At 68.0% G+C, this 26,140-nt stretch carries 24 protein-coding genes; 10 read left to right on the top strand and 14 right to left on the bottom strand.

Annotation, left to right across the window (positions count from 1 at the left end; translation table 11 throughout):
• A partial coding sequence (locus N7590_RS16975; protein ID WP_279935744.1) for a hypothetical protein occupies positions 1-180 on the top strand: 180 nt, incomplete at its 5' end.
• A 160-nt stretch (positions 181-340) separates the two neighbouring features.
• Here N7590_RS16975 and N7590_RS16970 read toward each other — a convergent pair.
• From N7590_RS16970 to N7590_RS16960, 3 genes are all read right to left on the bottom strand, one after another.
• Positions 341-1,501, bottom strand: a complete 1,161-nt coding sequence (locus N7590_RS16970) for an MFS transporter (RefSeq protein ID WP_164242490.1) — start codon at positions 1,499-1,501, stop codon at positions 341-343.
• A gap of 196 nt (positions 1,502-1,697) precedes the next feature.
• Positions 1,698-2,447, bottom strand: coding sequence for a TerC family protein (locus N7590_RS16965; protein ID WP_053512148.1), 750 nt, complete (start codon positions 2,445-2,447; stop codon positions 1,698-1,700).
• A gap of 33 nt (positions 2,448-2,480) precedes the next feature.
• The gene (locus N7590_RS16960) at positions 2,481-2,876 is read right to left on the bottom strand and encodes a diacylglycerol kinase (RefSeq protein ID WP_049456903.1); all 396 of its coding nucleotides are present in this window, start codon (positions 2,874-2,876) and stop codon (positions 2,481-2,483) included.
• Between the two features lie 213 nt (positions 2,877-3,089).
• On the opposite strand from N7590_RS16960, the gene N7590_RS16955 reads away from it, so the two are divergent.
• Positions 3,090-3,791, top strand: a complete 702-nt coding sequence (locus N7590_RS16955) for an SGNH/GDSL hydrolase family protein (RefSeq protein ID WP_279935743.1) — start codon at positions 3,090-3,092, stop codon at positions 3,789-3,791.
• A gap of 134 nt (positions 3,792-3,925) precedes the next feature.
• Here the strand turns inward: N7590_RS16955 and N7590_RS16950 are convergent, their stop codons facing one another.
• From N7590_RS16950 to N7590_RS16940, 3 genes are all read right to left on the bottom strand, one after another.
• Positions 3,926-5,197, bottom strand: a complete 1,272-nt coding sequence (locus N7590_RS16950; protein ID WP_279935742.1) for a HAMP domain-containing sensor histidine kinase — start codon at positions 5,195-5,197, stop codon at positions 3,926-3,928.
• Between the two features lie 156 nt (positions 5,198-5,353).
• Entirely contained in the window at positions 5,354-6,067 is a 714-nt protein-coding gene (locus N7590_RS16945; protein WP_002811889.1) for a response regulator transcription factor, read from the bottom strand.
• Between the two features lie 87 nt (positions 6,068-6,154).
• Entirely contained in the window at positions 6,155-6,814 is a 660-nt protein-coding gene (locus N7590_RS16940) for an arylesterase (protein WP_204275141.1), read from the bottom strand.
• 61 nt (positions 6,815-6,875) lie between these two features.
• On the opposite strand from N7590_RS16940, the gene N7590_RS16935 reads away from it, so the two are divergent.
• Together N7590_RS16935 and N7590_RS16930 are read left to right on the top strand one after the other, a co-directional pair.
• Entirely contained in the window at positions 6,876-7,523 is a 648-nt protein-coding gene (locus tag N7590_RS16935; protein WP_164242491.1) for an ATP-binding cassette domain-containing protein, read from the top strand.
• On the top strand, positions 7,520-10,036 hold the full coding sequence (locus N7590_RS16930) for an FtsX-like permease family protein (RefSeq protein ID WP_164242487.1): 2,517 nt from the start codon (positions 7,520-7,522) through the stop codon (positions 10,034-10,036). The genes N7590_RS16935 and N7590_RS16930 overlap by 4 nt, the downstream gene beginning before the upstream one ends.
• Positions 10,037-10,238: 202 nt before the next feature.
• On the opposite strand, the gene N7590_RS16925 is transcribed toward N7590_RS16930, so the two are convergent.
• The 5 genes from N7590_RS16925 to N7590_RS16905 all read right to left on the bottom strand — a co-directional run bounded on the left by N7590_RS16925 (position 10,239) and on the right by N7590_RS16905 (position 15,573).
• Positions 10,239-11,174 (bottom strand): DUF6607 family protein, encoded by a 936-nt coding sequence (locus N7590_RS16925; protein WP_008265376.1) that lies wholly within the window; start codon positions 11,172-11,174, stop codon positions 10,239-10,241.
• Between the two features lie 68 nt (positions 11,175-11,242).
• The gene (locus N7590_RS16920; RefSeq protein WP_053511632.1) at positions 11,243-11,842 is read right to left on the bottom strand and encodes a hypothetical protein; all 600 of its coding nucleotides are present in this window, start codon (positions 11,840-11,842) and stop codon (positions 11,243-11,245) included.
• Between the two features lie 4 nt (positions 11,843-11,846).
• Positions 11,847-14,036 carry a TonB-dependent hemoglobin/transferrin/lactoferrin family receptor gene (locus N7590_RS16915; protein WP_279935741.1) on the bottom strand — a complete coding sequence of 730 codons (2,190 nt, stop codon included), beginning with the start codon at positions 14,034-14,036 and terminating at the stop codon, positions 11,847-11,849.
• Positions 14,037-14,189: 153 nt separating this feature from the next.
• Complete coding sequence (locus tag N7590_RS16910; protein ID WP_005412278.1) at positions 14,190-14,384, bottom strand: hemin uptake protein HemP; 195 nt, start codon at positions 14,382-14,384, stop codon at positions 14,190-14,192.
• 217 nt (positions 14,385-14,601) lie between these two features.
• Positions 14,602-15,573 (bottom strand): aldo/keto reductase, encoded by a 972-nt coding sequence (locus N7590_RS16905; protein WP_164242486.1) that lies wholly within the window; start codon positions 15,571-15,573, stop codon positions 14,602-14,604.
• Between the two features lie 193 nt (positions 15,574-15,766).
• Here N7590_RS16905 and N7590_RS16900 point away from each other — a divergent pair, with 193 nt between their 5' ends.
• The 5 genes from N7590_RS16900 (at position 15,767) to N7590_RS16880 (ending at position 20,748) form a co-directional block, all read left to right on the top strand.
• Positions 15,767-17,065 (top strand): nucleoside transporter C-terminal domain-containing protein, encoded by a 1,299-nt coding sequence (locus tag N7590_RS16900; RefSeq protein WP_004154263.1) that lies wholly within the window; start codon positions 15,767-15,769, stop codon positions 17,063-17,065.
• Between the two features lie 25 nt (positions 17,066-17,090).
• Positions 17,091-18,056, top strand: a complete 966-nt coding sequence (locus tag N7590_RS16895) for a ribokinase (protein WP_049456910.1) — start codon at positions 17,091-17,093, stop codon at positions 18,054-18,056.
• 180 nt (positions 18,057-18,236) lie between these two features.
• Positions 18,237-18,668 (top strand): hypothetical protein, encoded by a 432-nt coding sequence (locus N7590_RS16890; protein WP_164242485.1) that lies wholly within the window; start codon positions 18,237-18,239, stop codon positions 18,666-18,668.
• 147 nt (positions 18,669-18,815) lie between these two features.
• On the top strand, positions 18,816-19,811 hold the full coding sequence (dusB, locus tag N7590_RS16885) for a tRNA dihydrouridine synthase DusB (RefSeq protein ID WP_164242484.1): 996 nt from the start codon (positions 18,816-18,818) through the stop codon (positions 19,809-19,811).
• Between the two features lie 109 nt (positions 19,812-19,920).
• The gene (locus tag N7590_RS16880) at positions 19,921-20,748 is read left to right on the top strand and encodes a class I SAM-dependent methyltransferase (protein WP_164242483.1); all 828 of its coding nucleotides are present in this window, start codon (positions 19,921-19,923) and stop codon (positions 20,746-20,748) included.
• Positions 20,749-20,844: 96 nt separating this feature from the next.
• Here N7590_RS16880 and N7590_RS16875 read toward each other — a convergent pair whose 3' ends face one another.
• From N7590_RS16875 to N7590_RS16865, 3 genes are all read right to left on the bottom strand, one after another.
• Positions 20,845-21,912: a metal-dependent hydrolase gene (locus tag N7590_RS16875; RefSeq protein WP_164242482.1), complete on the bottom strand. Its 1,068-nt coding sequence runs from the start codon at positions 21,910-21,912 to the stop codon at positions 20,845-20,847.
• A gap of 128 nt (positions 21,913-22,040) precedes the next feature.
• On the bottom strand, positions 22,041-22,841 hold the full coding sequence (locus N7590_RS16870; RefSeq protein WP_164242481.1) for a UDP-2,3-diacylglucosamine diphosphatase: 801 nt from the start codon (positions 22,839-22,841) through the stop codon (positions 22,041-22,043).
• Complete coding sequence (locus N7590_RS16865; RefSeq protein ID WP_164086705.1) at positions 22,838-24,553, bottom strand: lysophospholipid acyltransferase family protein; 1,716 nt, start codon at positions 24,551-24,553, stop codon at positions 22,838-22,840. Before N7590_RS16865 ends, N7590_RS16870 begins: the two co-directional genes overlap by 4 nt.
• Positions 24,554-24,878: 325 nt before the next feature.
• On the opposite strand from N7590_RS16865, the gene metK reads away from it, so the two are divergent.
• Positions 24,879-26,090 carry a methionine adenosyltransferase gene (metK, locus tag N7590_RS16860; RefSeq protein ID WP_004154246.1) on the top strand — a complete coding sequence of 404 codons (1,212 nt, stop codon included), beginning with the start codon at positions 24,879-24,881 and terminating at the stop codon, positions 26,088-26,090.
• Positions 26,091-26,140 lie beyond the last annotated feature (50 nt).

The following is a 26,140-nucleotide window of genomic DNA, read 5'->3' as shown; positions in this document are numbered from 1 at the left end:
CCGGCCTCATACGGTTTCCTGCACACCGCGGGAAGATCAGAAAAGAAGCAAAAGCAAAAGCAAAAGCCCATGCTCCAGGCATTCGTGCCGACCAACGGTCGGCACCCACCATCAGCAGCAGGTTCCAACAGATCACAGGAAACTGTCGAAGGCGGGGTGGGTCCGGTTGAGGGGGTGTGAGCGGCATGGATGCCGCGACCAAGCCCCCATGGATGGGTTTACGGCGTCCCCCTCAACCGGACCCACCCCGCCATCCCACGGAATGCCCGCTGTTGCTGTTGCCGTTGCTGTTGATTGCAGCGGGTGCAGGGCTGCAAGCCCTGCCGGAACCCCATACCCCTCAGCAAGCCTCGGCCACCGCAGCGCGCGGACGCCCCAGCCACGCCAGCAGCAACCCCGATGCCGCCAGCAACCCACCAGCCACCGGCACCGCCGCATAGCCCAGCCCCGAGCTGATCACCGCACCGCCCAACGCGGCACCCACCGCATTGCCCAGGTTGAACGCACCGACATTGATCGACGACGCCAGCCCCGGCGCCTCGCTGGCAGCCTGCATCACCCGGATCTGCAGCGGCGGCACGATCGCGAAGGTCGCCGCGCCGAACAGCAGTACACCCAGCGCCGCCGTGGCGTGGCTCATGAAGGCCAGCGGCAACACGAACATCAGCACGGCAAGGACCGCCAGCAGGATCCGGGTGGCGCCATCCAGCGACCAGTCGGCCAGGCGCCCGCCGATGCCGTTGCCGAAGGTGAAGCCGATGCCGATCAGCGCCAGCGACATCGCAATGAAGGCGTTGGAGGCACTGGTCAACTCGGTCAACACCGGCGCCACGTAGGTATAGAGCGTGAACATCGCACCGGCACCGAGCACCGTGGTGCCCATCGCCAGCAGCACCTGCGGCTGCAGGATCGCCTTCAGTTCCCGGCGCACATCCGGACGGGGCCCGGGGGCCGATGCCGGCAGCGCGAAGCCCAGCGCGGTGATCGCGACCAGGCCCAGCACCGCGGTGCCGGCAAAGGACAGGCGCCAGCCCAGTTGCTGGCCGACCCAGGTCGCCAGCGGCACGCCGCCGATGTTGGCGATGGTCAGGCCCATGAACATGGTGGCCACGGCGGCAGCCTGCTTTTCCTTCGGCACCAGGCTGGCGGCAACCACCGCGCCGATGCCGAAGAAGGCGCCGTGGTTGAGGCTGGTGACCAGCCGCGACAGCAACAGCAGGCCGTAGTTCGGGGCCAGCGCCGACAGCAGGTTGCCGACCACGAAGATCGACATCAGCAGCATCAGCGCGGTGCGCCTGCCGAACCGGCCCATCAGCAGGGTCACCACCGGCGCGCCCAGCATCACGCCCACGGCATAGGCCGTGATCAGCATGCCGGCGGTGGGGATGTTCACGCCGACGCCGTCGGCAATGACCGGGAGCAGGCCCATCGGGGCGAACTCGGTGGTACCGATGGCGAAGGCGCCGACGGCAAGGGCCAGCAGAGCGGCTCGGGAATTCATGGCGGGTTCCTGCGTGGGGCAGGCCTTGGGAAGAGAGCGCGTAGCCTGCGCGCATCGCCCTGCAGGATTAAGCCCCGCAGCGGGGAAACACTGTTGCCTCCACTTCACAGATGGCGCGTGGCGCTCCGCCGGGTATGCCCCGACAAGCCCTGCAACGCAGAACCCCCGGCAGTGCCGGGGGTTCTGGATCACGCGCTTACCAGTTGCCGGCGCCCGGCACGTTGTGTTCGCGTGCGCGGCGGCGCATCAGCAGGTTCAGCCACTCCACCAGCACCGAGAAGCCCATCGCGGCGTAGATGTAGGGCTTGGGCACGTGCACGTCCAGGCCGTCCAGGATCAGTACCGCACCGATCAGCAGGATGAAGGCCAGCGCCAGCATCTTCACCGTCGGGTTGGCATCGATGAAGCGGCCCAGCGGGTTGGCGGCCAGCAGCATCACCATCACCGACAGCAGGATGGCGGCGACCATCACCGGGATGTGGTCGGCGATGCCGACGGCGGTGATCACCGAGTCCAGCGAGAACACGATGTCGATCACCGCGATCTGCGCGATGACGTAGCCGAACACGGCCGAGGCCTTGGTCGTGCTGGGATCTTCATCCTCGCCGCCGCTGATCAGTTCCTTGATCTCCATGAAGCCCTTGATGATCAGGAACAGGCCACCGACGATCAGCACCAGGTCGCGGATGGAGATGCCCATGCCGGCCACGGTGAAAAGGTTGGCGGCCATGTGCGCCAGATAGGCCAGCGACACCAGCAGCGCGATACGCGTGATGCACGCCACGGCGATCCCGAGCTTGCGTGCGAACGGGCGACGTTCTTCCGGCAGCTTGCTGACCGCGATGGAAATGAACACCAGGTTGTCGATGCCGAGCACGATTTCCAGCGCACTCAGGGTGAACAGGGTCACCCAGGCATTGGGGTCGGCGAGGAACTCAAAGGACATGGAAACTCTTCAAGGCAGTGGGGGAATGGGGTTTCAGCCGTAGCTGCCGGCCAGCACGTGCGGAACCACGACCAGCGCCCAGCACAGCAGTACGTTCATCATCAGCACGAACACCGCCGCCGAGCCCATGTCCTTGGCGCGGCCGGCCAGTTCGTGGATTTCGCTGCCGTAGCGTTCGATCACCGCCTCGATGGCCGAGTTGGCCAACTCCATCGCCAGCACCAGCAGCATCGAGCCGATCATCAGCGCGCGTTCGACCGGGGTCTGGCCCAGCCAGATCGCGACCGGGGTCAGCACGATCAGCAGGTAGACCTCCAGCCGGAACGAGGACTCGTGCAGCCAGGCGGCGCGAAGACCCTGCCAGGACCAGCGGGCGGCCTGGAAGATGCGGCGCGGGCCGCGGGGCAGGTGGCCGAACTGATCAGCCACGGGAGGAAGATCCAGCAACAGGAGCGCGGCGCAGCGACCGCTCAGACGCACGGCAGGGAATCATGGGTGCACAGGAATAGGCAGATGGCGGCCATTTTGCCACAAGGCCGCCAGCCATACCCCCGGCGGCCCGGCCGAATGGCCTGCCAACGGCAAGCACCCGGCCAGCCCCTGCTCCTATGATGGAGGCTTCCTTCCCCGCTGGAGCGCCTGATGTCCCGTCGCCGTACCTGCCTGCTGATGCTGGGCCTGCTGACCGCCGCACCGCTGGCCCAGGCCCTTAGCCCGGCCAAGCCGCCCCAGGTGCCCGAACAGGTCTCGAACGTGGCCTGGGCGGGTGACATGGCCCGCTTCGCCAGCGCCGACCAGGCCAATCCGCCGCCGCGCGGCGGCATCGAGTTCATCGGCAGCTCCTCGATCCGCTTCTGGGAGAGCCTGGCCACCGACTTCCCCGGCCAGCCGGTGTTCAACCGCGGCTTCGGCGGCTCGGAAGTGCGCGACAGCACCTGGTACGCCGACCGCATCGTGGTGCCGTATGCGCCATGCAAGCTGTTCTTCTACGCCGGCGACAACGACCTCAACAGCGGCCGCACTGCCGTGCAGGTGCGGGACGATGTGGTCGCCTTCGTGCAGCGTGTGCATCGCGACCTGCCGAAGACGAAGGTGGAATACCTGTCGATCAAGCCGAGCCCGTCGCGCGCGCACCTGCTGCCGGCGATCAACGAGGCCAACGCGCTGATCAAGGCTGCCGTGGCAAAGCTGCCCAATACCGGCTTCACCGATATCTACACGCCGATGCTCGGCGCCGATGGTCAGCCGGATGCGAAGCTGTTCCGCGAAGACATGCTGCACATGACCCCGGCCGGCTACGCGATCTGGACCAAGGCGGTGGCGCCGAAGGTCAACTGCAACTGAGGGAGGCATATGCCGGAGGGCGCCACGCGCACGCGCTCCGGTAGATGCCAACCTTGGTTGGCATGAATGCGTCCACCTGCATCCTGTGAAAGCGCCGACCAGGGTCGGCGACTACCGAGGTAGCAAGCGGCGGCTCAGCGGAAAATGACCGTCGCCTCGGTGCCCTGCCCCGGCTCGCTGGCCAGGCTGACCTTCCAGCCGAAGCGGTCGCACAGCCGGCGCACGATCGACAGGCCCAGCCCGGTGCCCTGCGGACGGCTGGGCTCGGCGCGGTAGAACGGCTCGAACGCCCGCGACAGTGCCTCGGCGGACATGCCGATGCCGGTGTCGCGCACCACCACACGGTCGTTGAGCACGTGCACGTCGATGCGCCCTTCGTCGGTGTAGCTGCAGGCGTTGCGCACCAGGTTGCTGACCACCACCTGCAGCACCCGAGGCGGCGCATGCAGCTGCACCGGGCCATCACTGTGCAGGTGCACCGATACCGGCCGCGCGCCCAGCAGTTCGTTGGCGTTGTCCACTTCATAGCGGACGATATCGTTGACGTCGAACAGCTCGAACTGCGGCTCGACATCGGCCTCGCGGGCCAGGATCAGGAACGCATCGATCACCGCTTCCATGTCGCGGCCCGCACGCTGGATGCGCTGCAGGCTGCGGCGCAGGCGCGGCTGCAGCGTTTCATCGCCCAGTGCCATGTCACTGGCGACGCGGATCACGGTCAGCGGCGTGCGCAGTTCGTGGCTGGCATCGCGGGTGAAATTGCGCTCGCGCGCCACATGCGCGCTGACCCGGTTGGCCAGCGAATGCAGGGCGGCCGCCAGCTGCCGGGTCTCGCCCTGCATGTCGGCCGGCAGCTTGTTCGGCTCCAGATCGGCCGCCTCGGGGTGGCCAGGGTCCCAGCGCGACACGCGCCGCGCCAGCCAGTTCACCGGCGACACCAGGCGCTTGGAGGCGCGGTAGGTCACCCAGCTGGCGCCATACACCGCCAGCAGGGTCAACAGCACCGGCACGATGCCAAACCAGAACGCCAGCATTTCCGCACGCGAGCGCAGGAACACCAGGTACAGGCGGCCGGCCGGGCGCACGTCGACCAGCACCAGCTGGTCATCCTTGGGCAGTTCGTGGAAGCCGGGTTCCAGGTTGCGCAGGTTGGCCGGCAGCGACAACGCCGACTGCCCGCTTTCCAGCAGGTAGCCACGGATGTTCTGGGTGTTGGGCGGCGGCTGCACGGGCGAAGCCTCGTGCAGCGTCCAGTAGTACGCCGCTTCCTCGCGCAGGGCCGCGCCGACCAGGCTGTGCTTGATTACCAGCGAGACCAGCCAGGCACCGAGCAGGATGCCCAGGCTGGCCAGCACTGCCTGCAGGATGAAGGCGATACGGATCTTGCGCGGCAGGCCGTGCGGCATTGCGGGGTCCCGGTCAGAGCGCTGCGATTATAGGCAGCGCGCCGCGCCGTGCGGGTGCACGGGCGATGACCGGCGGCAACGCCAGCCGGTCATCCCCTGCCCTCGTCCATGGCCATGCCCCGGCCGGGCCTGCTGCTGCACCGGCGCGAGCCCCGATCAGGCCATCGGCTGGGCGATATCGGCAATGCGGTAGCCGGCACTCTGCACGGTGTGCAGCAGCGGACGGTCGAACGGCTTGTCGATGATCTTGCGCAGGTTGTACAGGTGGCTGCGCAGGGTGTCCGAATCCGGCAGGCCATTGCCCCAGATCTCGCGTTCGATCTCCTGGCGGGTGACCACGCGCGGCGATTCGCGCATCAGGATGGTCAACAGGCGCAGGCCGATCGGCGAAAGCTGCAGCTCGGTACCGGCACGGGTGGCACGCATGCTGACCGGATCGAGCACCAGGTCGGCGACCTTGAGCACTTCCGAACCGACCTGGCGACGCTCGCGGCGGATCAGCGCGCGCAGGCGGGCCTCCAGTTCCTGGATCGCGAACGGCTTGGTCAGGTAGTCATCGGCGCCGAACCCGAGGCCGGTGAGCTTGTCGTCCAGCGTGTCGCGTGCCGTGAGCATCAGCACCGGGGTGGACTTGCGCGCATCGTTGCGCAGGCGACGGCACACTTCGATGCCATCCAGGCGCGGCAACATCAAGTCGAGCACCACGACGTCATAGCTGTTTTCCGCCGCGAGGCGGTAGCCATCCAGGCCGTCCTGTGCATAGTCGACTTCGAAGCCGCGACCTTCCAGGTATTCCCCGATCATCTCGGAGATGTTGCGGTTGTCTTCGACCACCAGCACCAAGCCGGAGGTCTCCTTCGTCTGACGCATGTGATTCCCTCTAACTTCAGCTTTGTGAAACATGCCGGATCGACGGTGGACGCGATGTGAAGTTCCGTCAAGAGGTCATCAATCGGTTCAGAGCAGCGGCCTGAGCAGTGGCCAGACGTTGTCCAGCACCTTCGGTTGCGCCTGTGCCGTGGGGTGCAGGCCATCGGCCTGCATCATGCCCGGCTGCAGCGCCACGCCCTCCAGCAGGAACGGCAGCAGCGGCACCTTGTACTGCGTGGCCAGCGCCTTGTAGGCGGCCGCCAGGCGCTGGCGATAGGCCGGCCCGTAGTTGGGCGGCACGTCGATGCCCAGCAGCAGCACCCGGGCGCCCGCCTTCTGGCTGGCCTGCACCATTTTCTCCAGGTTTCCCTGTACCTGCGCCGGGGTCAGCCCACGCAGCGCGTCGTTGCCGCCCAGCGCAATCACCACCACGGTCGGCTTCTCCTTCGCCAGCAGGCCCGGCAGGCGGGTCAGCGCGCCGGCGGTGGTCTCCCCGCTCATGCTGGCGTTGACGATGCGTGCCGGGGTTTTCGACTGCTGCCTGACCCGCTGCTGCAGCAGGCTGACCCAGCCGGCGTCGGCGGGGATATTGTGGGCAGCACTGAGGCTGTCGCCGAGTACCAGCACGGTGCCTGCCGGACCTTTGGCACAGGCCAGCCCCGGCAACAGCAGGAACCCTAGCAGCAGCACCATCATCGCGCCGGCTCGCCGGCTCCATTCCGTCTTGCGCATCTGGAGTCTCCTCATCGACAGCCTGTCCCCCCGCAGCGCGCCCGTCGCCATCGCCGTCGACCAGGTCGGCAAGTCCGTGCAGGGCCCGGAGGGTGAAGTCCACATACTGGACAACATCACCCTGACCGTCCATGAAGGCACCAGCGTGGCCATCGTCGGCGCCTCCGGTTCCGGCAAGACCACCCTGCTCGGCCTGCTGGCCGGGCTGGACCTGCCCAGCCGCGGCAGCATCGCGCTGGCCGGCCAGGAACTGGGCCGTCTCGACGAGGAAGCCCGCGCCCAGCTGCGCGCACGCGAGGTCGGCTTCGTGTTCCAGAGCTTCCACCTGCTGCCGGCGCTGACCGCCGCCGAGAACGTCGCGCTCCCGCTGGAGCTGGCCGGCCGCGAAGACCGGGTGCGGGTGGACGAAGTGCTGGCGCAGGTCGGCCTGGGCCATCGCGCCCGTCACTACCCGCGCCAGTTGTCGGGCGGCGAGCAGCAGCGCGTGGCCCTGGCACGCGCCTTCGTCACCCGCCCGCGCATCCTGTTCGCCGACGAACCGACCGGCTCGCTGGACCACGCCACCGGCCAGCACATCAGCGACCTGCTGTTCGAACTCAACGCCGGCAGCGGCACCACGTTGGTGCTGGTCACCCACGACCTGCGCCTGGCCCAGCGCTGCCAGTACATCCACCGCATCGACGACGGCCGCCTGCTGCCGGTCGAGCGCGGAGCGGCAGCATGAACCTGCTGCGCCATGCGTGGCGCGCGCTGCGCCGCGAGGCGCTGGCCGGCGACCTGCTGACCGTGTTCGCGGCCTTGGTGCTGGGCGTGGCGGTGATGACCGCGGTCGGCACCCTGGTCAACCGGGTCAACCTGGCCCTGACCGGCAGTGCGGCGGAAATGCTCGGCGGTGACCTCGGCATCGCCGGGCGCGACGACCCGCCGCAGGCCTTCGCCGAAGAAGCACAGCGGCGCGGACTGGCCTACACCCGCATCGCCAGCTTCGGCAGCGTGCTGTTCCACGGCGAGGCCAGCCAGATGGCCAGCATCAAGGCGGTGCAGGCCGGTTATCCGCTGCGCGGCGCGCTGCGGGTGCGGGCCACGCCCGGCGGTGCGCTGATCGCCGACGCCGGCATGCCCGCCAGGGGCCAGGCCTATGCCGATCCACGCCTGCTGCAGGGGCTGGGGCTGAAGGCCGGTGATGACCTCGAGTTCGGCGCCGGCACGCTGCGCATTGCCGGCATCATCGAGGCCGAGCCGGATGCCGGCGGTGACCTGCTCACCCTCTCGCCCACCCTGCTGGTCAACCGCGCCGATGTGGAGGGCACTGGCCTGCTCGGCCCGGGCAGCCGCATCAACTACCGGCTGATGTTCGCCGGAGCGGCCGATCAGGTGGCCGGGCTGCGCCAATGGCTGCTGCCGCAGGTCAAGGGCCTGCGCCTGCTGAGCGTGGACGACACCCAGCGTGGCGTGCGCCAGGCGTTCGACCTGGCCGGGCGCTTCCTCGGCCTGAGCGCGCTGCTGGCGGTGCTGCTGGCCGGCGTGGCAACCGCGCTGGCGGCCAACCGCTTCGCCCTGCGCCGCATCGACCAGGTAGCGATCCTGCGCTGCCTGGGCGCACGCCAGCGCGACATCCTGTTCGGCCTGGCACTGCAGCTGCTGATGCTGGCGGTGCCGGCCTGTGCGCTCGGCATCGGCCTGGGCATGGCCGCGCAGGAAGGCCTGGTGCAGGTGCTGGGCAGCCTGGTGCCGCAGCGCCTGCCGCTGCCGGAAGCGATGCCGGCGCTGACCGGTGCCGGCATCGGCCTGTTGCTGCTGTTCGGCTTCGGCCTGCCGCCGCTGCTGCGCCTGCGCGGGGTGCCGCCGATGCGCGTGCTCAACCGCTCCTTCGCCGCGCTGCCACCGGCATCGCTGCTGGCCTATGTCGCGGCGCTGGCGGCCAGCCTGCTGCTGGCGGTGCAGGTCACCGGCGACCTGAAGCTGGCCCTGTGGGTGCTGGGTGGACTGGCCGCACTGGCAGTGGCCGCCGGTGTGGTCGGCTTCGTGCTGCTGCAGCTGCTGCGCGGCCTGCAGCACCGCCTGCATGGCAACTGGCGACTGGGCCTGGCCGCGCTGACCCGGCGCCGCATGCTGGCGGTGATGCAGCTGGTCGGGCTGTCGCTGTCGCTGTGCGCACTGTTGCTGCTGGCGGTGACCGGTCCTGGCCTGCTGCAGCAGTGGCGCGAGCGGCTGCCTGCGGATACGCCGAACTACTTTCTGATCAACATCCAGCCCGAACAGCGCGACAGCGTGCTGGCCGCGCTGCGCGGACTGGGCGCCAACGACGCCAGCATCGAACCGATGGCCACCGGCCGCCTGATCGCGATCAACGGCAAGCCGCCGCTGCGCGTGGACCGCACGCCGGAACAGAACGGGCAGCCGGCATCCGGCGAAGGCCAGCGCGACGACGATGACGAGAACCGGCCGTTGAACTTCAGCTGGCGCAGCAGCTTCCCGCCGGCCAACACGCTGGTCGATGGCACGTTCTGGACGGCCGACAGCACGGCGCCGGAAGCGTCGGTGGAGATCGGCTGGGCCAAGCGTTACGGGGTGGCTATCGGCGACCGCATCAGCATTGCCGTCGGTGAACAGGAGCGCGAATTCACCGTCACCAGCGTGCGCAAGGCGGACTGGAACACGTTCCGACCGAACTTCTTCGTGCTGCTGAACCCCAACGCGGTAGGCGACACCCCGCACAACCTGCTGTCGGCGTTCCATCTGCCGGCCGGCAGGGCGGCCGGGCTGGGTGAACTGGTGCGCGCGCAGCCCAACCTGTCACTGCTGGACGTGGATGCGGTGATCTCGCAGGTGCGCGATGTGATGGAGCGGGTCGCGCAGGCGGTGCAGCTGGTGATGGTGTTCAGCCTGCTGGCCGGCGTACTGGTGCTGCTGGCGGCACTGCAGGCCACGGCCGGCGAGCGCCGCTACGACAGCGCGGTGCTGCGCACGCTGGGCGCGACCCGGCGTCAGCTGCGCGGCGCGGTGCTGGTGGAGTTCGGCGCACTGGGCACATTGGCGGCGCTGCTGGCCGTTGGCGCGGCGGCGGCCATCGGCGTGGCGGTCTCGCAGAAGGTGTTCGAGCTGCCGTTGCTGCCGCCGTGGCCGGGGCTGCTGCTGGGCGGGCTGGTTGGCATCGGGCTGAGCCTGCTGGCCGGCTGGTGGGGCACGCGGCGCATCCTGCATGCGCCGCCGGCCCTTGCCTTGCGCGAAGCCTGAAGCGGCGTCGGACCGGAGAGCGTGCCGAGCAAGCTCGGCACCTACCAATACGAAGGACCGGTAGATCCACGCCGTGCGTGGATGCACGGAGGAGCGTGCCGAGCAAGCTCGGCACCCACCAAAGCGGGGAATTGGTAGATCCACGCCATGCGTGGATGCGGTGCCGGGCGCGCCCGGCACCTCACCGGAACCGCGGCGGCGATCAACCTTCCTTCGGCGCCTTTTCCACGTACTTGGCGAAGACTTCGTCGATCTGCTTGTCCTTCACCTTCTTGCCGGCCTGGATCTCTTCGGCCTGGGTGAACAGCGGGATGATCATCGCCATGCCGTCGATCTTGGTCTTCAGGTGCACGCCCGGGGCCTGGCCGAGGAAGCCGTCCCAGCGCTGGCGCACCTTGGCCCAGTAACCAGCGGTGGCCTTCCAGTAGTTGCGGGCCGGGGTGAAGTCGATCTCGGTGGTCTTCACGTAATCGTTGAAGCCGAACTCGCGCGCGATCTCCACCTGGCTGCCATCGGCATTGCGCTGCACCTTGGTGTTGAACTGCTCGTGGGTCCAGCCGTTCGGGGTCAGCGTGTGGCGGTTGATCACGGCCAGCGCGTTGTAGTCGCTGCGCTTGGTGTACTCGCGACGCGGCAGCGGACGCCAGCTCAGGTCGCTGGTCCAGCTCGGCACGTTGTTGCTGTAGGTCCACTTGCCGGTGCCGCAGTAGCGCGGTGCGTCGCTCACTTCATACACGCACTGGGTCCACGCCCCCTGGTTGGTCGCCGCCGGAATGGTGCGCACCTGCCAGGTCTGGTCGGCACTGAACTCGAAGCGGTTCGGCGCTTCGTACACCCAATCCTGGCGCCAGTGCTTGGTGATGTGGCCGCTCTTTTCGTCCAGCAGCAGGTGCTGCAGCACGATGCGCTTCGGCGTGTCTTCCACCACGATGACCACTTCGTTGCCGCCGCTGCGCATCGCCGGCGCGCGTTCGTAACCGGGCTTCAGCAGCACGGTCTCGTCGAAGGCGAAATCCACGGTGTACTCGCCCTGCATGGCGAGGATGCTGTCATGGTCGCGGGCGATGTCGGAGGGCTGCGCGCTGGCCACGCCGCTGGCGGCGAGCAACAGCAGGGCGCTGGCTGTCTGGAACTTCATCGGGGTCTTCCTTCAGGGTTGCAGGTTTGTTGAGAGGCCATCCGTGGCCGACAGGCGTTCCATCAGGTTCAAAGACGGATCAGCGGCAGGTCGCCGGGTATCCGCGGTGCCGGTCGCCGTGCGGCGTCGGCGCAGCAGCAGTCGTCGATTGCCAGCTCGCCTTCGGCGCCTTCCAGGCGTGCGATGCGGCGCGCCGTGACGGCGCCCAGCGAGGACAGGGTCGACAGGCTGGCGGCCAGGGTGCGGCCATCGTCGGCCGCATGCAGGCGCAGCGCGCACAACCGCCAGCGCTGGCCCCCGAGGTGGCCGGCCAGGCGACGCCACAGCCGCTCACCGACGCTGGCATCGCTGTCGTGTTCCGGGCCCGGCGGCAGCGCGGCCACCAGCCTGTCCCAGGCCAGGAAATCGCTGTCCGGCAGCAGGTACAACCGCCACACGCAGCGGCCGCGGCCATCGAGGAAGCACAGGCTTTCGCGCAGGCCCTCGCTGTCCACGCCCTGGCAGGCATGCACGCGCACCGCCTGGCGCCAGCCGCCCAGTTCGTTGCCGTCGGCGTGGTACAGGCACAACACGGTGCCGAGCGTGGCCAGCTGTGCCGGGGTCGGCCAGGCCGCACCGTTCGGTGCGGCGATGGAGTCGTTCCTGCGTGCGGACAATGCTCGGCTCATGAGGTCACCAGGAAACGGCAAGGCTGGCGGAGAAGGTACGGCCCGGGCTGGTATAGCGGTCCAGCACACGGCTGGTCGGCAGCAGCGTCGAACCGACGTTGGACCAATCGATGTAGCGCTTGTCGGCCAGGTTGAACACGCCGACATTGAAGGTCGCGCCCGGCGCGAAGTTCCAGTGCGCCATCAGGTCGGTCACGCCGTAGCCCGCCGGGCGATAGGCCGTGGTGCTGGCCAGGCGGTCCTTGCGTTTGACGAAGGTGCCAGCCAGCTCGACACCCCAGGTCTCGGTGTCGTACATCAGGCCGACGGTGCCGCGCAGCGGGTCGACCGAATCCAGCGGCGTGTCTTCGGTCTTGTTGTCGCCACGCGACCAGGCCACCGCACTGCGCAGCGCCCAGCCCTGCAGGGCCGGGCTGATCTGCCCGAAGTCGACACCGGCCTTCAGCTCGGCGCCGTAGATGCGCGCGTCGGCGATGTTGCGCGACTGGAACACCATCAGGCCCTGTGCGTTGGTGCCGACCAGCGACTGCGACTCGATGAAGTCCTTGTATTCGTTGTAGTAGCCACTGACGCTGACGTAGGCGGCCGGCGACAGGAAGCGCAGGCCCAGCTCCATGCCATCGCTGGTTTCCGGCTTCAGGTCCGGATTGGGAATGGCGGTGTAGCCGAAGGCGAAGTTGGTGAAGCCGAGGTTGACGTCGTTGTACGGCGGCGAACGGAAGCCATGCGAGTAGCCGGCGAACAGCGACCACTCATCGGTGAAGCGATAGACCATGCCCAGCTTCGGCGAGACACTGGTCTTGGTCAGCTTGGCCACCGGCACGCCGGGATTGTCCTCGGCAAAGATGCTGTCCACCTCCGGCTTCAGCTCGTAGCGGTCAACGCGCACGCCCGGCACCAGCGACAGCTTGCCGCCGGCCATGCGCATCTCATCCTGCGCGTAGAGGCCCAGCTCGGTGGTCTTGCTGATCGGGAAATCGCGCACCGGGAATGCATCGGGCAGGATGGTGGTGCTGGTCTGGCCGTTGGCCAGCACCTGGAAACCATCGCGCTTCTGGCGGATCTCGGTGCGTGCGCCCTCGAAGCCGTAGGTCAGCGCGTGTTCGACGCTGCCGGTGCTGAAGGCCTTGTTGAACTGCGCCTGCAGGCCGTACACGCGCTGGTCGAAGGTGAACTCGCGGTGGCGACGGCTGCGGTTGGCGCGGTCCTCGTCGGTGACCTGGGTGGTCTCGCTGTTCTGGCTGTACACCTGCCAGTGCAGGCTGTCGGCGAAGCCCTTGTCCAGCGCATCCATTTCATGGGCGAACGACACGCGGGTGCGGTTCTGCTTGTCGCGCGCCTTCATGCCGGTGGTGGTGGTGCGGTCGATCGACGACAGCACGTTGGTCTCGGTCTTGTCTTCGTTGCCTTCCACGGTCAGGCGGAAACGCTGGTCCTCGCTCGGCGCGTAGACCAGCTTGGCCAGGCCGCTGCGACCATCGCGGTCCTGCGGGTTGGGCGCGGTGCGGGTGTTGTCGAGGCTTCGCACGTCACCCTTGTTGACGGTTTCCTGGCCCTGGCGATGGTTGATGTTGACCATGCCGCTCCAGTGCTCGCCACCGAAGGCGGTGGTGACGCCGCCAAGCAGGCCCTTCCACTCGCCGTCATAGCCGAACTTCAGGCCGACGTAGCTGTCCTTTCCGTCCTTCAGGTAGTCGGCCGGATCCTTGGTGACGAACGCGACCACGCCGCCGAGTGCGTCCGAGCCATACAACGAGCTGGCCGGACCGCGCACGATCTCCACGCGCTTGAGCGTGTCCAGGTCGGTGAAGTTGCGGTTGGCATTGGAGAACGAACCAATGTTGAAGCTGGTCGGCATCGCGATGCCATCGGTCTGCACGCGCACGCGGTTGCCGTCCAGGCCACGGATGCGGATGCTGCCGAGGCCGAAGCGGGCCGCGCTGCGGTTGACCGACAGGCCCGGCTCGTAACGCAGCAGGTCCTTGATGTCCTGCACCAGGTGCCGGTCCATCTGCTCGCGGTCGATCACATCGACCGTGGCGGCCACATCACTCACCGCACGCTCGGTACGGGTGGCGGTGACCTGCACGCGATCAAATTCGCGCGCGTCGGGCGCGGCGGTGGCGGCGGCAGCATGGGCGGACAGCGGCAGGGCCATCCAGACAGCAAGGCAAAGGGCGGTATGGCGGGTCATCGGTTTCGTTCGGTCAGGCAAGGGAACCCCCGGTTACCGGCACACCCGGAGGATGCGCGCGATAGACCGAGGGGGAGAGAGCGGGCGCGGACGGGTCGCCCACCCTGTCGGCGTTGCCGGCAGGAGGGAGGGAGGCGGGCGACCAGGCCGCGGTTACTTGGTCAGGATCAGCTTGTCGTTGCTGGTGTGCCGCAGGCGATAGAAGCGGTCGCCATGCTGGATCAGGATTTCACGACGGCCCTTGAGCAGGGCTTCGCTGTCGATGACCTCTTCCGGCGGAACGACGCGGACCGGACGATCGCGGAGGGTCAGCGTTTCGGGGCGCAGCAGTACAGGTTGAGCATTCATGAGCATCTGGACTCGTGCGAGGGACGAGTTAAATGATAATGATTCTCAGTTTACAATCAACAACCATTCTCAATTTGATTGATGAGATTAATGATCGAATCCGGAAATTCGATAGTTGCCATCAATCAAAATGGTGTAGCGTCTTTGGAGAGTCGAGCTCTGCTCGACTGCTCTCCCAGGGCCGGAGTCGAGCTTGGCTCGACTCTACAAAGGGCAGTCAGGCGAAGACGGCTTCGACCTGCGCCCAGCCGGCCGCATCGACCTGCTCCAGCACCTCCAGCGCCTGCAGGTTCTGCAGCAGCTGGCTGACCCGGCTGGCGCCGAGGATCACGCTGGAGACGTTCGGGTTGCGCAGGCACCAGGCAATGGCCAGGGTGGCCGGGGACTGGCCCAGCGCACGCGCCACCTCGCTGAAGCGGCGCACCTGGCCCAGCCGGGCCTCGGCGTCCCCGCCCAGCACCATGTCCTGCAACCACTCCATGCCCGGGCGGCCCAGCCGCGCATCGGCCGGGATGCCCTGGTCGTACTTGCCGGTCAACAGGCCCGAGGCCAGCGGCGAGAAGATGGTGGTCCCCAGGCCGGCACGCGCATACAGCGGTGCGTACTCCAGCTCTACCCGCTCGCGGTGCAGCAGGTTGTACTGCGGCTGCTCCATCGACGGTCCCTGCAGGTTGTGCGCCTCGGCGATGTCCAGCGCCTGCTGGATCTGCGCGGCCGACCACTCCGAGGTGCCCCAGTAGAGGATCTTGCCCTGCCGCACCAGCGTGTCCATGGCGTGCACGGTCTCGGCGATCGGGGCGTCCGGATCCGGGCGGTGGCAGTAATAAAGGTCCAGGTACTCCACCCGCAGGCGCTTGAGCGCGGCATGGCAGGCATCGGTCACATGCTTGCGCGACAGGCCGCGCTGGGTCGGCCGCGGGTCCTTGGCACTGCCGAAGAACACCTTGCTGGACACGCAGAAACCGTCGCGCGGCAGCCGCAGGTCGCTGATCACGTCACCCATCACCTGTTCGGCGCGGCCGTTGGCGTAGCCCTCGGCGTTGTCGAAGAAGTTGACACCGTGGTCCCAGGCGGCCGCCACCAGGTTGCGCGCCTCGTCGCGCGGAATCTGGTCACCGAAGGTCACCCAGGCACCGAAGGACAGGGCGGAAATCGGCAGGCCGGTGGAGCCCAGGCGACGGTATTGCATGCAAATCTCCTGCTGCGGGCCCGCATCCGGGCCGGGATCGAGCCTCATTCTACCTGCCGCTGCCCGCCGCAACCCCTTGCCGTTGCTGGCCTGATCGGTACCGATGGACGCCTGCACGCTGCTTTTCCTTGCCCCGGCACCGGCCCTGCACTAGGCTTCCCGTTTTTCGCGACGCCCCAGGGGAGTCACTCACATGGTCGAAGGTTTGGGCAGGATCGGCTTCGGCCTGTTCGGGTTGGCGGTGCTGATCGGCATCACCTGGTTGTTTTCCAACAACAAGCGCGCGGTTGACTGGAAGCTGGTTGCCACCGGTATCACCCTGCAGATCGCCTTTGCGGCGCTGGTGATCCTGGTGCCGGGCGGGCGCGACGTGTTCGATGCGCTGGGCCATGGCTTCGTCAAGGTGCTGAGCTTCGTCAACGAAGGCTCGGGTTTCATCTTCGGCTCGTTGATGGACACCAAGAACTACGGCTTCATCTTCGCCTTCCAGGTGCTGCCGACCATCATCTTCTTCTCGGCGCTGATGGGCGTGATGTACCACCTGAACATCATGCAGGCGATCGTGCGCGTGATGGCGTGGGCGATCACCAAGGTGATGCGCGTGTCCGGCGCGGAAACCACCAGCGTCTGCGCCAGCGTCTTCATCGGCCAGACCGAGGCGCCGCTGACCGTGCGCCCGTACATCGCCAAGATGACCCAGTCCGAGCTGCTGACCATGATGATCGGCGGCATGGCCCACATCGCCGGCGGCGTGCTGGCGGCCTACGTGGGCATGCTCGGCGGCGGCGACCCGGTGCAGCAGGCGTTCTACGCCAAGCACCTGCTGGCGGCCAGCATCATGGCCGCGCCGGCCACCCTGGTCGTGGCCAAGCTGCTGATTCCGGAAACCGGCACCCCGCTGACCCGCGGCACGGTGAAGATGGAAGTGGAGAAGACCTCCAGCAACATCATCGATGCGGCCGCGGCCGGCGCCGGTGACGGCCTGAAGCTGGCGCTGAACATCGGCGCGATGCTGCTGGCCTTCATCGCCCTGATCGCACTGCTGAACGCCCCGCTGACCTGGCTCGGCGATGTGACCGGCCTGGCGGCCGCGATCGGCAAGCCGACCAACCTGTCGACCATCTTCGGTTACGTGCTGGCCCCGATCGCCTGGGTGATCGGCACGCCGTGGGCCGATGCCACCACCGTCGGTTCGCTGATCGGCCAGAAGGTCGTGATCAACGAATTCGTCGCCTACACCGAGCTGTCGCAGATCGTGAACGGCCAGGTGGCCGGCGTGAGCCTGTCCGACGAGGGCCGCCTGATCGCCACCTACGCGCTGTGCGGCTTCGCCAACTTCAGCTCGATCGCGATCCAGATCGGCGGCATCGGTGGCCTGGCCCCGGAACGTCGCCACGACCTGGCCAAGTTCGGCCTGCGCGCGGTGCTGGGCGGTACCATTGCCACCTTCATGACGGCGACCATCGCCGGCGTGCTGACGCACTTCAGTTGAACCCTTGGTTGAGAAAAGATTCCCTATGAGCAGCAGTGTCGTTGTCGTCGGTTCCTTCAATGTCGATCACGTGTGGCGGTGCGAGTCGCTGCCGGCACCGGGTGCGACCATTGCCGGCCGCTACAGCACCGGCCCCGGTGGCAAGGGCTTCAACCAGGCCGTGGCGGCCTGCCGCGCCGGCGCCGACACGCACTTCGTGTGCGCGCTGGGCGATGACGCCGGTGGCGCCACGGCACGCGAACTGGCCGCGCACGATGGCTTCGGGCTGATCGCCGAAGCCAGCAGCGAGCCGACCGGCACCGCGGGCATCTACGTCGACGCCCGCGGCCGCAACACCATCGTGATCGGCCCGGGCGCCAATGCCGCGCTCAGCACCGACTTCCTGCACCAGCAGCAGGCGCTGCTGACCGGCGCCAAGGTGGTGCTGGTGCAGCTGGAATCGCCGGTGCCGACCATCGAAGCCGCGCTGGCCACCGCGCGCGAGGCCGGTGTCACCACCGTGCTCAACACCGCGCCGGCCGATGCGCCCTCGACCATCGGCCTGCTCAAGCTGGCCGATGTGATCACCCCGAACGAGACCGAGTTCGCCGCCCTGCTCGGCCGCCACGTCGGTGAGCGCGTGGACGCCAACGACGTAGCCGCGCTGGACGGCGCCAGCCTGCACGCGCTGTGCCGCAAGCTGGTCGGCAACGGGACGGTGGTGGTGACCCTGGGCTCGGTGGGCGTGTTCGTCTCGCATGCCGAAGAAAACCTGCGCGGCGATACCCAGCCGTACTACCGCGTGGGTGCCGAACAGGTGCAGGCGATCGACACCACCGGTGCCGGCGATGCCTTCAACGGTGCGCTGGCCGCGTCGCTGGCGCAGGTGGCCGATGCCCCGTTCGCGCGCCATGTGCGCTTCGCCAACCAGTTCGCTGGCCGTTCGACCGAGAAGGAAGGCGCCGCTGCGGCGATGCCGCGCTTCACCCCGGCCGACGCAGAAGTGAAGTAGATCCACGCCCTGCGTGGATGAACGAGCCCGGGCATGCAGATGCCCGGGCTTTTTTGTTGGCCACCCATCGCGGCGCGGCGTGGTCACCGGCCGATCCGCGGCCCCCTGCGGCCACCTGTCGCATTGCCCATGCAGCGCCCCTCGCCCACCATCCGCCCAGCGTCGTTTCTCGGGAAGGACATGGACGGATTCCCCTGGTTGCTGGCTGCCGCCGCCGGTAGTGCCATTGCGGCCCTGTTGCATATCGGCTGCATCGCCTTCGGCGCTCCCTGGTACAGATGCTTCGGTGCTGGCCCACGCATGGTCCGGCTGGCGCAGGCCGGGCATTGGTGGCCGCCGCTGATGACTGCCGGCATCACCGCCGTGCTGGTGGGCTGGACCCTGTATGCCCTGGCCGGAGCCGGCTGGCACTCGCCACTGCCGGCCAGCCGCTGGGTGCTGCCCGCCATCGCTGCAGTGTTGCTGCTGCGCGCGGCGATGGGCTTCGGCCTGGCGCTGTTCCGCCCCGGCTACAACGGCGCGCGCTTCTGGGCGATCAGCTCGCTGGTCTGCCTGGGTCTGGGGCTGGCCTTCGCCCTGGGTACCCGGCAGGCCTGGCAGAGCCTGGGTTAGCCGGCCACGATCACCCGCCCCTGGGGGCGGCGGAAGCAACCGTCAAGCATCTGCTGATGCCGGTACGGCATGAGGTCGGTGCCGATCGGCCTGAACCGGACCGCGCCCGACACGGCCGTACCGCCGCCCGCGCCCTACAATGGGCGCATGCAGATCGGCCCGTACACCATTGCCCCCAACGTCGTGCTGGCGCCCATGGCCGGCGTCACCGACAAGCCCTTCCGCCTGCTGTGCAAACGGCTGGGCGCGGGCTTGGCCGCCTCGGAAATGACCATCAGCGACCCGCGTTTCTGGAACACGCGCAAGTCGATCCACCGCATGGACCATGACGGCGAACCGGCGCCGATCAGCGTGCAGATCGCCGGCACCGAGCCGCAGCAGCTGGCCGAGGCCGCGCGCTACAACGTCGATCACGGTGCGCAGATCATCGACATCAACATGGGCTGCCCGGCCAAGAAGGTGTGCAACGCCTGGGCGGGCTCGGCGCTGATGCGCGACGAGCAGCTGGTGGCGCGCATCCTCGAAGCGGTGGTCAACGCGGTGGATGTGCCGGTCACCCTGAAGATCCGCACCGGCTGGGACTGCGACCACCGCAATGGCCCCCTGATCGCGCGTATTGCCGAGGACAACGGCATCGCCGCGCTGGCCGTGCATGGCCGTACCCGCGACCAGCATTACACCGGCCAGGCTGAGTACACCACGATCGGCGAGATCAAGGCCGCGCTGCGCATTCCGGTGATCGCCAACGGCGATATCGATTCGCCGCAGAAGGCCGCCTTCGTGCTGAAGCAGACCGGCGTTGATGCGGTGATGATCGGCCGCTCCGCACAGGGCCGGCCGTGGATCTTCCGCGAGGTGGCGCACTTCCTGGCCACCGGCGAAGAACTGCCACCGCCGTCGCTGGCCGAGGTGCGCGACATCCTGCTCGGCCACCTGCATGCGCTGCATGCGTTCTATGGCGAACCGCAGGGCGTGCGCATCGCGCGCAAGCACTTGGGCTGGTATGCCAAGGACCGGCCGGAGAATGCCGCCTTCCGCGCAGTGGTCAACCGCGCCGAAGACCCGCAGAGCCAGATCGCGCTGACCACCGAGTACTTCGATTGCCTGATCGCCGGGGAACCGGCGTTGTCGTCTGCTGCCTGACTGCGCCAGCCGCCTCGTAACCTGCCCGCCTGCCTTGATCCGTAGAGTCGAGCTTGCTCGACTGGCTTTCCCGAACAGTCGAGCAAGCTCGACTCTACAAGAGCACACCATGACCCCGCCGATTTCCTCCCCGACCTACCTGCACGGATTCTCCGGCACCGAACAGCAGCGCCTGATGACCCAGGCGCGCCTGCTGGAATCGAGCATCTTCGGCCAGATCGACTACGGCGGTGCGCGTCGCCTGCTGGAAGTGGGCAGCGGCGTCGGTGCGCAGACCGAGATCCTGCTGCGCCGCTTCCCCGAGCTGCATGTGACCGGCGTGGACCTGAGCGAAACGCAGCTGGCGACCGCGCGCGAAAACCTGGCGCGCACGCCATGGTGCAGTGACCGCTACACCCTGCAGCAGGCCGACGCCGGTGAGCTGCCGTTCGAGGCACGCACCTTCGATTCGGCGTTCCTGTGCTGGGTGCTTGAGCACGTGCCTTCACCGGCGCGCGTGCTCAGCGAGGTGCGCCGCGTGCTGGCGCCGGGGTCCCCGGTGTACATCACCGAGGTGATGAATGCCTCGTTCCTGCTCGATCCGTATTCACCCCACATCTGGCGCTACTGGATGGCCTTCAATGACTTCCAGTACGAGCAAGGCGGCGACCCGTTCGTCGGTGCCAAGCTGGGCAACCTGCTGCTGGCCGGCGGTTTCCGCGACGTGCATACCGAGATCAAGACCATCCACCTGGACAACCGTGAGCCGGCCCGACGCAAGACGATGATCGCGTTCTGGGAGCAGCTGCTGCTGTCGGCGGCCGACCAGCTGCTGCAGGCCGGGCTGGTGGACGAGGAGACCGTGGAGGGCATGCGCCGCGAGTTCCGGCTGGTGCAGAACGACCCGAACGCGGTGTTCTTCTATTCGTTCGTGCAGGGCCGCGCGACGGTGTATTGAGCCGACGTTCTACTGCCGATTGAGGCAGTAGAGCCACGCCATGCGTGGCTGCCGCCGCCGATGCACCGCCATCCACGCATGGCGTGGATCTACGGATCAATGCACGGCGGCGTGGTCGACCGCACCCGGCGGTGTCGCCGGCTCCTGCCAGATCCGCTGCCACATCGCGGCCAGCCGGCGACCTGCGTCAGCGCGCGCGGCAGGACTGCTGTAATCCACCCGCACCTGCTCGGGCCTGATCGCCCGCCATTGCCCATCGGCCTGCTCGGCCACCGCGAAGTTGAAGGTGTAGTCGGGCTCCAGGCCCATGCGCAGATCGCTCAGCACCAACCGGCCCTCCACCACCTGCGCGCGCATGAAACCGCGGTTGAACCACTGCAGCCGCTGCACGGCGGGAATCGCAGATGCTTCGCGCAAGGCCTGCACGTTGGACGGATGGCCCTCGAACCGCATCGGGCCCTGGTCGGCCACCAGCGAGCGGTCCCCGACCACGTAGCCATTCGGCGTCATTGCCACCACCCGCCACAGCAGGGTGTTGAACGGCATCGGCACCGAGAAGCGCGGCGCATCGCCCAGGCCCATCGCGGCCAGGCTCTGCTGGGCGGCACGATCGACCTGTGCCTTGGCCATCAGGCCCCAGCCCAGGTAGCCGCTGCTGACCAGCAGGGCCACGCCCAGCGCCTTGCCCGCCCACGGCCGCGCGCGGCCGAACCAGGCCAGCACGCAGCCCAGCAGCAGCCACACGGTATAGGCCGGGTCGATGATGAAGACGCTGGAGCCCATCGTCGGGTGCGGCCGCAACGGCCACCACAGCTGGGTGCCGTAGACGGTGAACGCATCCAGCAGCGGATGGGTGACCAGCGCCAGCTGGATTGCCCAGAACCAGCGTACCGGTGACTGCGCGACGCGGCCGTTGCCGAAGCGCTTGAACAGCCACCAGATCAGCGCCGCCACCCACGGCAGCACCAGCAGCGAATGGCTGAAGCTGCGGTGGTCGACCATGTTGGCGACCGGGTCGGCCGCAGTGAAGCCCAGCCACAGGGCATCGAGGTCGGGCAGGGTGCCGAGCGCGGCACCGGCCAGCAGGGCCGCGCGGCGATGGCCGGGCGGTGCGATGGCAGCGGCGACGGCGCCACCGAGCACGATCTGGGTCAGGGAGTCCATTGGCCGATGCTAGCGCGATGGCCGCGCGTTTGTAGAGTCGAGCTTGCTCGACTGTTCCGCCCCTGTAGAGTCGAGCCTGCTCGACTGCGGATAGAGCAGTCGAGCAAGCTCGACTCTACAAGAGTGGGTCAGGCCGCTTGCTTGATGCGCGCGCCCGGCAGTTCCACCAGGGTCTGGCCGTTGTGGTCGAGCAGGCGCAAGGCGCCGTCATGGTCTTCGGCCAGCGCGGTCAGGCTCTCGACCCAGTCGCCATCGTTGGCGTAGACCAGGCCGTCGCGTTCAATCAGCGCGGCACGATGGATATGCCCGCAGACGATGCCATCCAGGCCACGCCGCCGCACGTCATCCAGCCCGGCCTGCACGAAGCGCTCGATGTAGCGCTCGGCCGCACCACTGCGCTTCTTCAGGAACTCCGACAGCGACCAGTAGCGCATGCCCAGCCGGCGGCGCACGGCGTTCAGCGCCTGGTTGCCGGTCAGGATGCGGTAGTACAGCCAGTCGCCGAACTTTTCCTGCAGCCCGCCGAAATGGGTCACGCCGTCGTAGTCGTCGCCATGCGCCACCAGCAGCCGGCGGCCGTCGGCGGTCACGTGGATCGCGCGTCGGCGCACCTGCATCGCCGGCAGCATCAGCCCGCACACCTGGCGCAGCGATGCATCGTGGTTGCCTGGGATGTAGATGATCTCGGTGCCGGCCCGGCGCAGCGCATGCAGGGCCTGGATGACTTCGCTGTGCGACTGCCGCCAGTTGGCGCGGCGATGGGCCATCCACCACAGATCGATGATGTCGCCGACCAGGTACAGGCGTTCGCAGCGCAGCTGCGAGAGGAACCGCGCCAGCTCGCTGGCATGGCAATGACGTGAACCCAGGTGCACGTCGGAGACGAACACTGCGCGCCGGTGCGGCGACAGGTTCGCCGGCGCGCTCATGCCGCCGCCCCCGCGTCGCGCAGGTAGCGTTTGCGCTTGTTGGGCCGGATCGCGCACAGGTCCACTTCGATCAGGCCGTCGATCGAGTCACTGAAATCCGGGTCGACACCGAAGGCAAGGAAGCGCGCACCGCCGGGTTCGCACAGATCGGTGTACTGCCGGTACAGCGTCGGCACGCCGGTGCCGAGTGCGGCCAGGTTGGCCTTCAGCACATCGAATGCAGCGCCTGCATCCAGTTCACCGAAGCTCGGCGGCGCGGCGAAGTACTGGAACGGCCGGTTGGACTCGGCCAGGCCGGCGGTACCGCTGTAATAGCGCTGGTAGTACGCCACCAGCTGCTCGCGCGCATCACGCGGCAGCGCGGCGCTGATCGACACGGCGCCGAACAGGTAGCGGATGCCCGGCCGGCACTGCAGGTAGGCACCGATGCCCTGCCACAGGTAGTCCAGGCTGCGGCTGCCCCAGTAGTCGGGCACCACGAAGCTGCGCCCCAGTTCCAGGCCCTCGGCGATGTGGGTGATGGCGTCGTCGGAGTAGCGGAACAGCGACGCGCTGTAGAGCCCGGACAGGCCGTGCCGGGCCAGTGCCTGCGCACCGCGCATGATCCGGTAGGCGCCGGCAATGCGCTGCGCGGTGGCGTCCCAGATCACGATGTGCTCGTACTGCGGATCGTAGTCGTCCAGGTCGCGGCTGCGCCCGGTGCCCTCGCCCACCTGGCGGAAGGTCAGTTCACGCAGACGGCCCAGCTCCAGCAGCAACGGCGAATCGGCGGTGCAGGTCGCCAGCAGGATCTGCTTGCCATCGGCGGTCTGGCCCAGCTGGGTCGCCGCGGCGATGCCGGCGGCCACCTGCGAAGGCGGCACCGGCGCTGCCAGCGGCTCGGGTCCGGCGCAGGCAACCGCCCCGCCGGTCTCGCCATTGCGGCCCAGCGCATACAGCGCGCGACGCACCGCCAACAGCTGCGCCCCGGGATCGCCCGCCTTGCCCAGCTGCATCGGCTCGCCGATGCTCAGCCGCAGCGGGCGGCCACGACGGGTGAACATCTCGCGTGCCAGCAGCGCGGTGCCGGCCGGCTTGAACAGGGTCGAAGCGCCGTAGAACAGCGCCGAGTTGCGCGCCTCCACCCGCACCGGCAGCACTGGCGCGCCCGCAGCACGGGCGAAGCGCACGAACCCGCGCTGCCATCGACCATCGCGGATGCCGCGCAGCGACAGCCGCGAGACTTCGCCGGCCGGGAACACGATCACGCACTGCTCGGCGGCCAGCGCCTCTTCAACCGCATGCAGGCTGCCACGCTGCGCCTTGCCACCGAGGATGCGCACCGGCAGCAGCAGATCCTGCAGCGGCGCGATCGCGCCCAGCAGGTCGTTGGCCACGATCCGCACGTCGCGGCGGATGCGGCCGACCGCGTCCAGCAGGGCCAGCGCATCCAGGGCACCGGAGGGATGGTTGGCGACGATAAGCAGGCGGCCGGTGGCCGGGATCTTCGCCAGTGCGGCCGGGTCCACCTGGTACTGGCCGTCGATGAATTCCAGGCCGGCGGCGACGAAGCCGAATCCGCGCAGGCCTGCGCTGCGCTGCAGGAAGGCTTCGATCTGATCCAGCCGCGACCAGCGGCCGACGCTGCGCAGCAACGGCCGCGCCAGCTGGCCACGGCGGCCATGGAACCAATCGGGGAAGCGTTGCTGAAGGCGCTGTTCGAGTTCCTGCATGGCGGTTCCATTCATGCCCGGCGGCCGGTTTGGCCGACAGCCTGCGCCAGGCAGGCGGCAGCCATGTGGCGGTTTCGGGGCAGAACTATTACCGCAGACCGGGCGTCGCAGGCGGCGCGGCCGGGGCCGTCAGGCCACCGGCCCGTTGTCACGCTGGTGGAACACTGGGCACCGAGGCTGGGGCCCAATCCTGCGGGGACGGCCCCTGGCGGGCCTACACGGCCTTAACCACCGCCAACCGGTACAGGTTCACAATGCACAGGCGGCGCACCCCGTGTATCATGCGCGCCCATCTTTCCATCCGAATCAAGGGATATACCGCCTGATGTCCAGCTATCTCTTCACCTCCGAGTCGGTCTCCGAAGGCCATCCGGACAAGGTTGCCGACCAGATCTCCGATGCGGTGCTGGACGCGATCCTGACCCAGGACCAGCGCGCCCGCGTGGCCTGCGAGACCATGGTCAAGACCGGTGTTGCCATTGTCGCCGGTGAGATCACCACCAGCGCCTGGATCGACCTGGAAGCGCTGACCCGCAAGGTCATCACGGACATCGGCTACGACAGCTCCGAGGTCGGCTTCGACGGCGCCACCTGCGGCGTGCTGAACCTGATCGGCAAGCAGTCGCCGCACATCGCCCAGGGCGTGGACCGCAAGAAGCCGGAAGAAATGGGCGCGGGCGACCAGGGCCTGATGTTCGGCTACGCCACCAACGAGACCGACAGCTACATGCCGGCCGCGATCCACCTGTCGCACCGCCTGGTCGAGCAGCAGGCCAAGATCCGCAAGAAGCGCAACTCGCCGCTGTCGTGGCTGCGCCCGGACGCCAAGAGCCAGGTCACCCTGCGCTATGAAAACGGCGTGGTCTCGGCCATCGACGCCGTGGTGCTGTCGACCCAGCACGCCCCGGGCATCAAGCAGAAGGACCTCATCGAGGCCGTCCGCGAAGAGATCATCAAGCCGGTGCTGCCGGCCAAGTGGCTGCACAAGGGCACCAAGTTCCACATCAACCCGACCGGCAAGTTCGAGATCGGCGGCCCGGTGGGCGACTGCGGCCTGACCGGCCGCAAGATCATCGTCGACACCTACGGCGGCTGGGCCCGTCACGGTGGTGGCGCGTTCTCCGGCAAGGACCCGTCCAAGGTCGACCGTTCGGCAGCCTACGCGGCCCGCTACGTCGCCAAGAACGTGGTTGCCGCCGGCCTGGCCGACCGTTGCGAAGTGCAGGTTTCCTACGCCATTGGCGTGGCTGAGCCGACCTCGATCTCGGTCACCACCTTCGGCACCGGCAAGATCAGCGACGACAAGATCGAGAAGCTGATCCGCAAGCACTTCGACCTGCGCCCGTACGGCATCATCAAGATGCTGGACCTGGTGCACCCGATGTACCAGCAGACCGCCGCCTACGGCCACTTCGGCCGCAAGCCGAAGGAGTTCAGCTACCTCAACGGCGAAGGCGAGACCGTCAACGCCACGGCCTTCTCCTGGGAGAAGACCGACCGCGCCGCCGCCCTGCGCGCCGATGCGAAGCTGAAGTAAGAAACACGAAGGGCCGCTCACGCGGCCCTTCTGCTTTCGGTAGAGCCGGC

It is taken from the genome of Stenotrophomonas sp. GD04024, assembly GCF_029837545.1.
Taxonomy (GTDB): domain Bacteria; phylum Pseudomonadota; class Gammaproteobacteria; order Xanthomonadales; family Xanthomonadaceae; genus Stenotrophomonas; species Stenotrophomonas forensis.
This window is presented reverse-complemented; position numbering and strand designations above follow the sequence as displayed.

Excerpts from the sequence above, each read along its gene's own strand:
- N7590_RS16930 (WP_164242487.1), top strand. The coding sequence starts at position 7,520 with ATGAACCTGCTGCGCCATGCGTGGCGCGCGCTGCGCCGCGAGGCGCTG.
- N7590_RS16870 (WP_164242481.1), bottom strand. The coding sequence starts at position 22,841 with ATGAGCGCGCCGGCGAACCTGTCGCCGCACCGGCGCGCAGTGTTCGTC.
- N7590_RS16865 (WP_164086705.1), bottom strand. The coding sequence starts at position 24,553 with ATGCAGGAACTCGAACAGCGCCTTCAGCAACGCTTCCCCGATTGGTTC.
- N7590_RS16880 (WP_164242483.1), top strand. The coding sequence starts at position 19,921 with ATGACCCCGCCGATTTCCTCCCCGACCTACCTGCACGGATTCTCCGGC.
- N7590_RS16875 (WP_164242482.1), bottom strand. The coding sequence starts at position 21,912 with ATGGACTCCCTGACCCAGATCGTGCTCGGTGGCGCCGTCGCCGCTGCC.
- dusB (WP_164242484.1), top strand. The coding sequence starts at position 18,816 with ATGCAGATCGGCCCGTACACCATTGCCCCCAACGTCGTGCTGGCGCCC.
- N7590_RS16945 (WP_002811889.1), bottom strand. The coding sequence starts at position 6,067 with ATGCGTCAGACGAAGGAGACCTCCGGCTTGGTGCTGGTGGTCGAAGAC.
- N7590_RS16940 (WP_204275141.1), bottom strand. The coding sequence starts at position 6,814 with ATGAGGAGACTCCAGATGCGCAAGACGGAATGGAGCCGGCGAGCCGGC.
- N7590_RS16890 (WP_164242485.1), top strand. The coding sequence starts at position 18,237 with ATGGACGGATTCCCCTGGTTGCTGGCTGCCGCCGCCGGTAGTGCCATT.
- N7590_RS16950 (WP_279935742.1), bottom strand. The coding sequence starts at position 5,197 with ATGCCGCACGGCCTGCCGCGCAAGATCCGTATCGCCTTCATCCTGCAG.
- N7590_RS16965 (WP_053512148.1), bottom strand. The coding sequence starts at position 2,447 with ATGTCCTTTGAGTTCCTCGCCGACCCCAATGCCTGGGTGACCCTGTTC.
- N7590_RS16905 (WP_164242486.1), bottom strand. The coding sequence starts at position 15,573 with ATGCAATACCGTCGCCTGGGCTCCACCGGCCTGCCGATTTCCGCCCTG.
- N7590_RS16900 (WP_004154263.1), top strand. The coding sequence starts at position 15,767 with ATGGTCGAAGGTTTGGGCAGGATCGGCTTCGGCCTGTTCGGGTTGGCG.
- N7590_RS16915 (WP_279935741.1), bottom strand. The coding sequence starts at position 14,036 with ATGACCCGCCATACCGCCCTTTGCCTTGCTGTCTGGATGGCCCTGCCG.
- N7590_RS16955 (WP_279935743.1), top strand. The coding sequence starts at position 3,090 with ATGTCCCGTCGCCGTACCTGCCTGCTGATGCTGGGCCTGCTGACCGCC.
- N7590_RS16970 (WP_164242490.1), bottom strand. The coding sequence starts at position 1,501 with ATGAATTCCCGAGCCGCTCTGCTGGCCCTTGCCGTCGGCGCCTTCGCC.
- N7590_RS16920 (WP_053511632.1), bottom strand. The coding sequence starts at position 11,842 with ATGAGCCGAGCATTGTCCGCACGCAGGAACGACTCCATCGCCGCACCG.
- N7590_RS16910 (WP_005412278.1), bottom strand. The coding sequence starts at position 14,384 with ATGAATGCTCAACCTGTACTGCTGCGCCCCGAAACGCTGACCCTCCGC.
- N7590_RS16925 (WP_008265376.1), bottom strand. The coding sequence starts at position 11,174 with ATGAAGTTCCAGACAGCCAGCGCCCTGCTGTTGCTCGCCGCCAGCGGC.
- N7590_RS16895 (WP_049456910.1), top strand. The coding sequence starts at position 17,091 with ATGAGCAGCAGTGTCGTTGTCGTCGGTTCCTTCAATGTCGATCACGTG.
- metK (WP_004154246.1), top strand. The coding sequence starts at position 24,879 with ATGTCCAGCTATCTCTTCACCTCCGAGTCGGTCTCCGAAGGCCATCCG.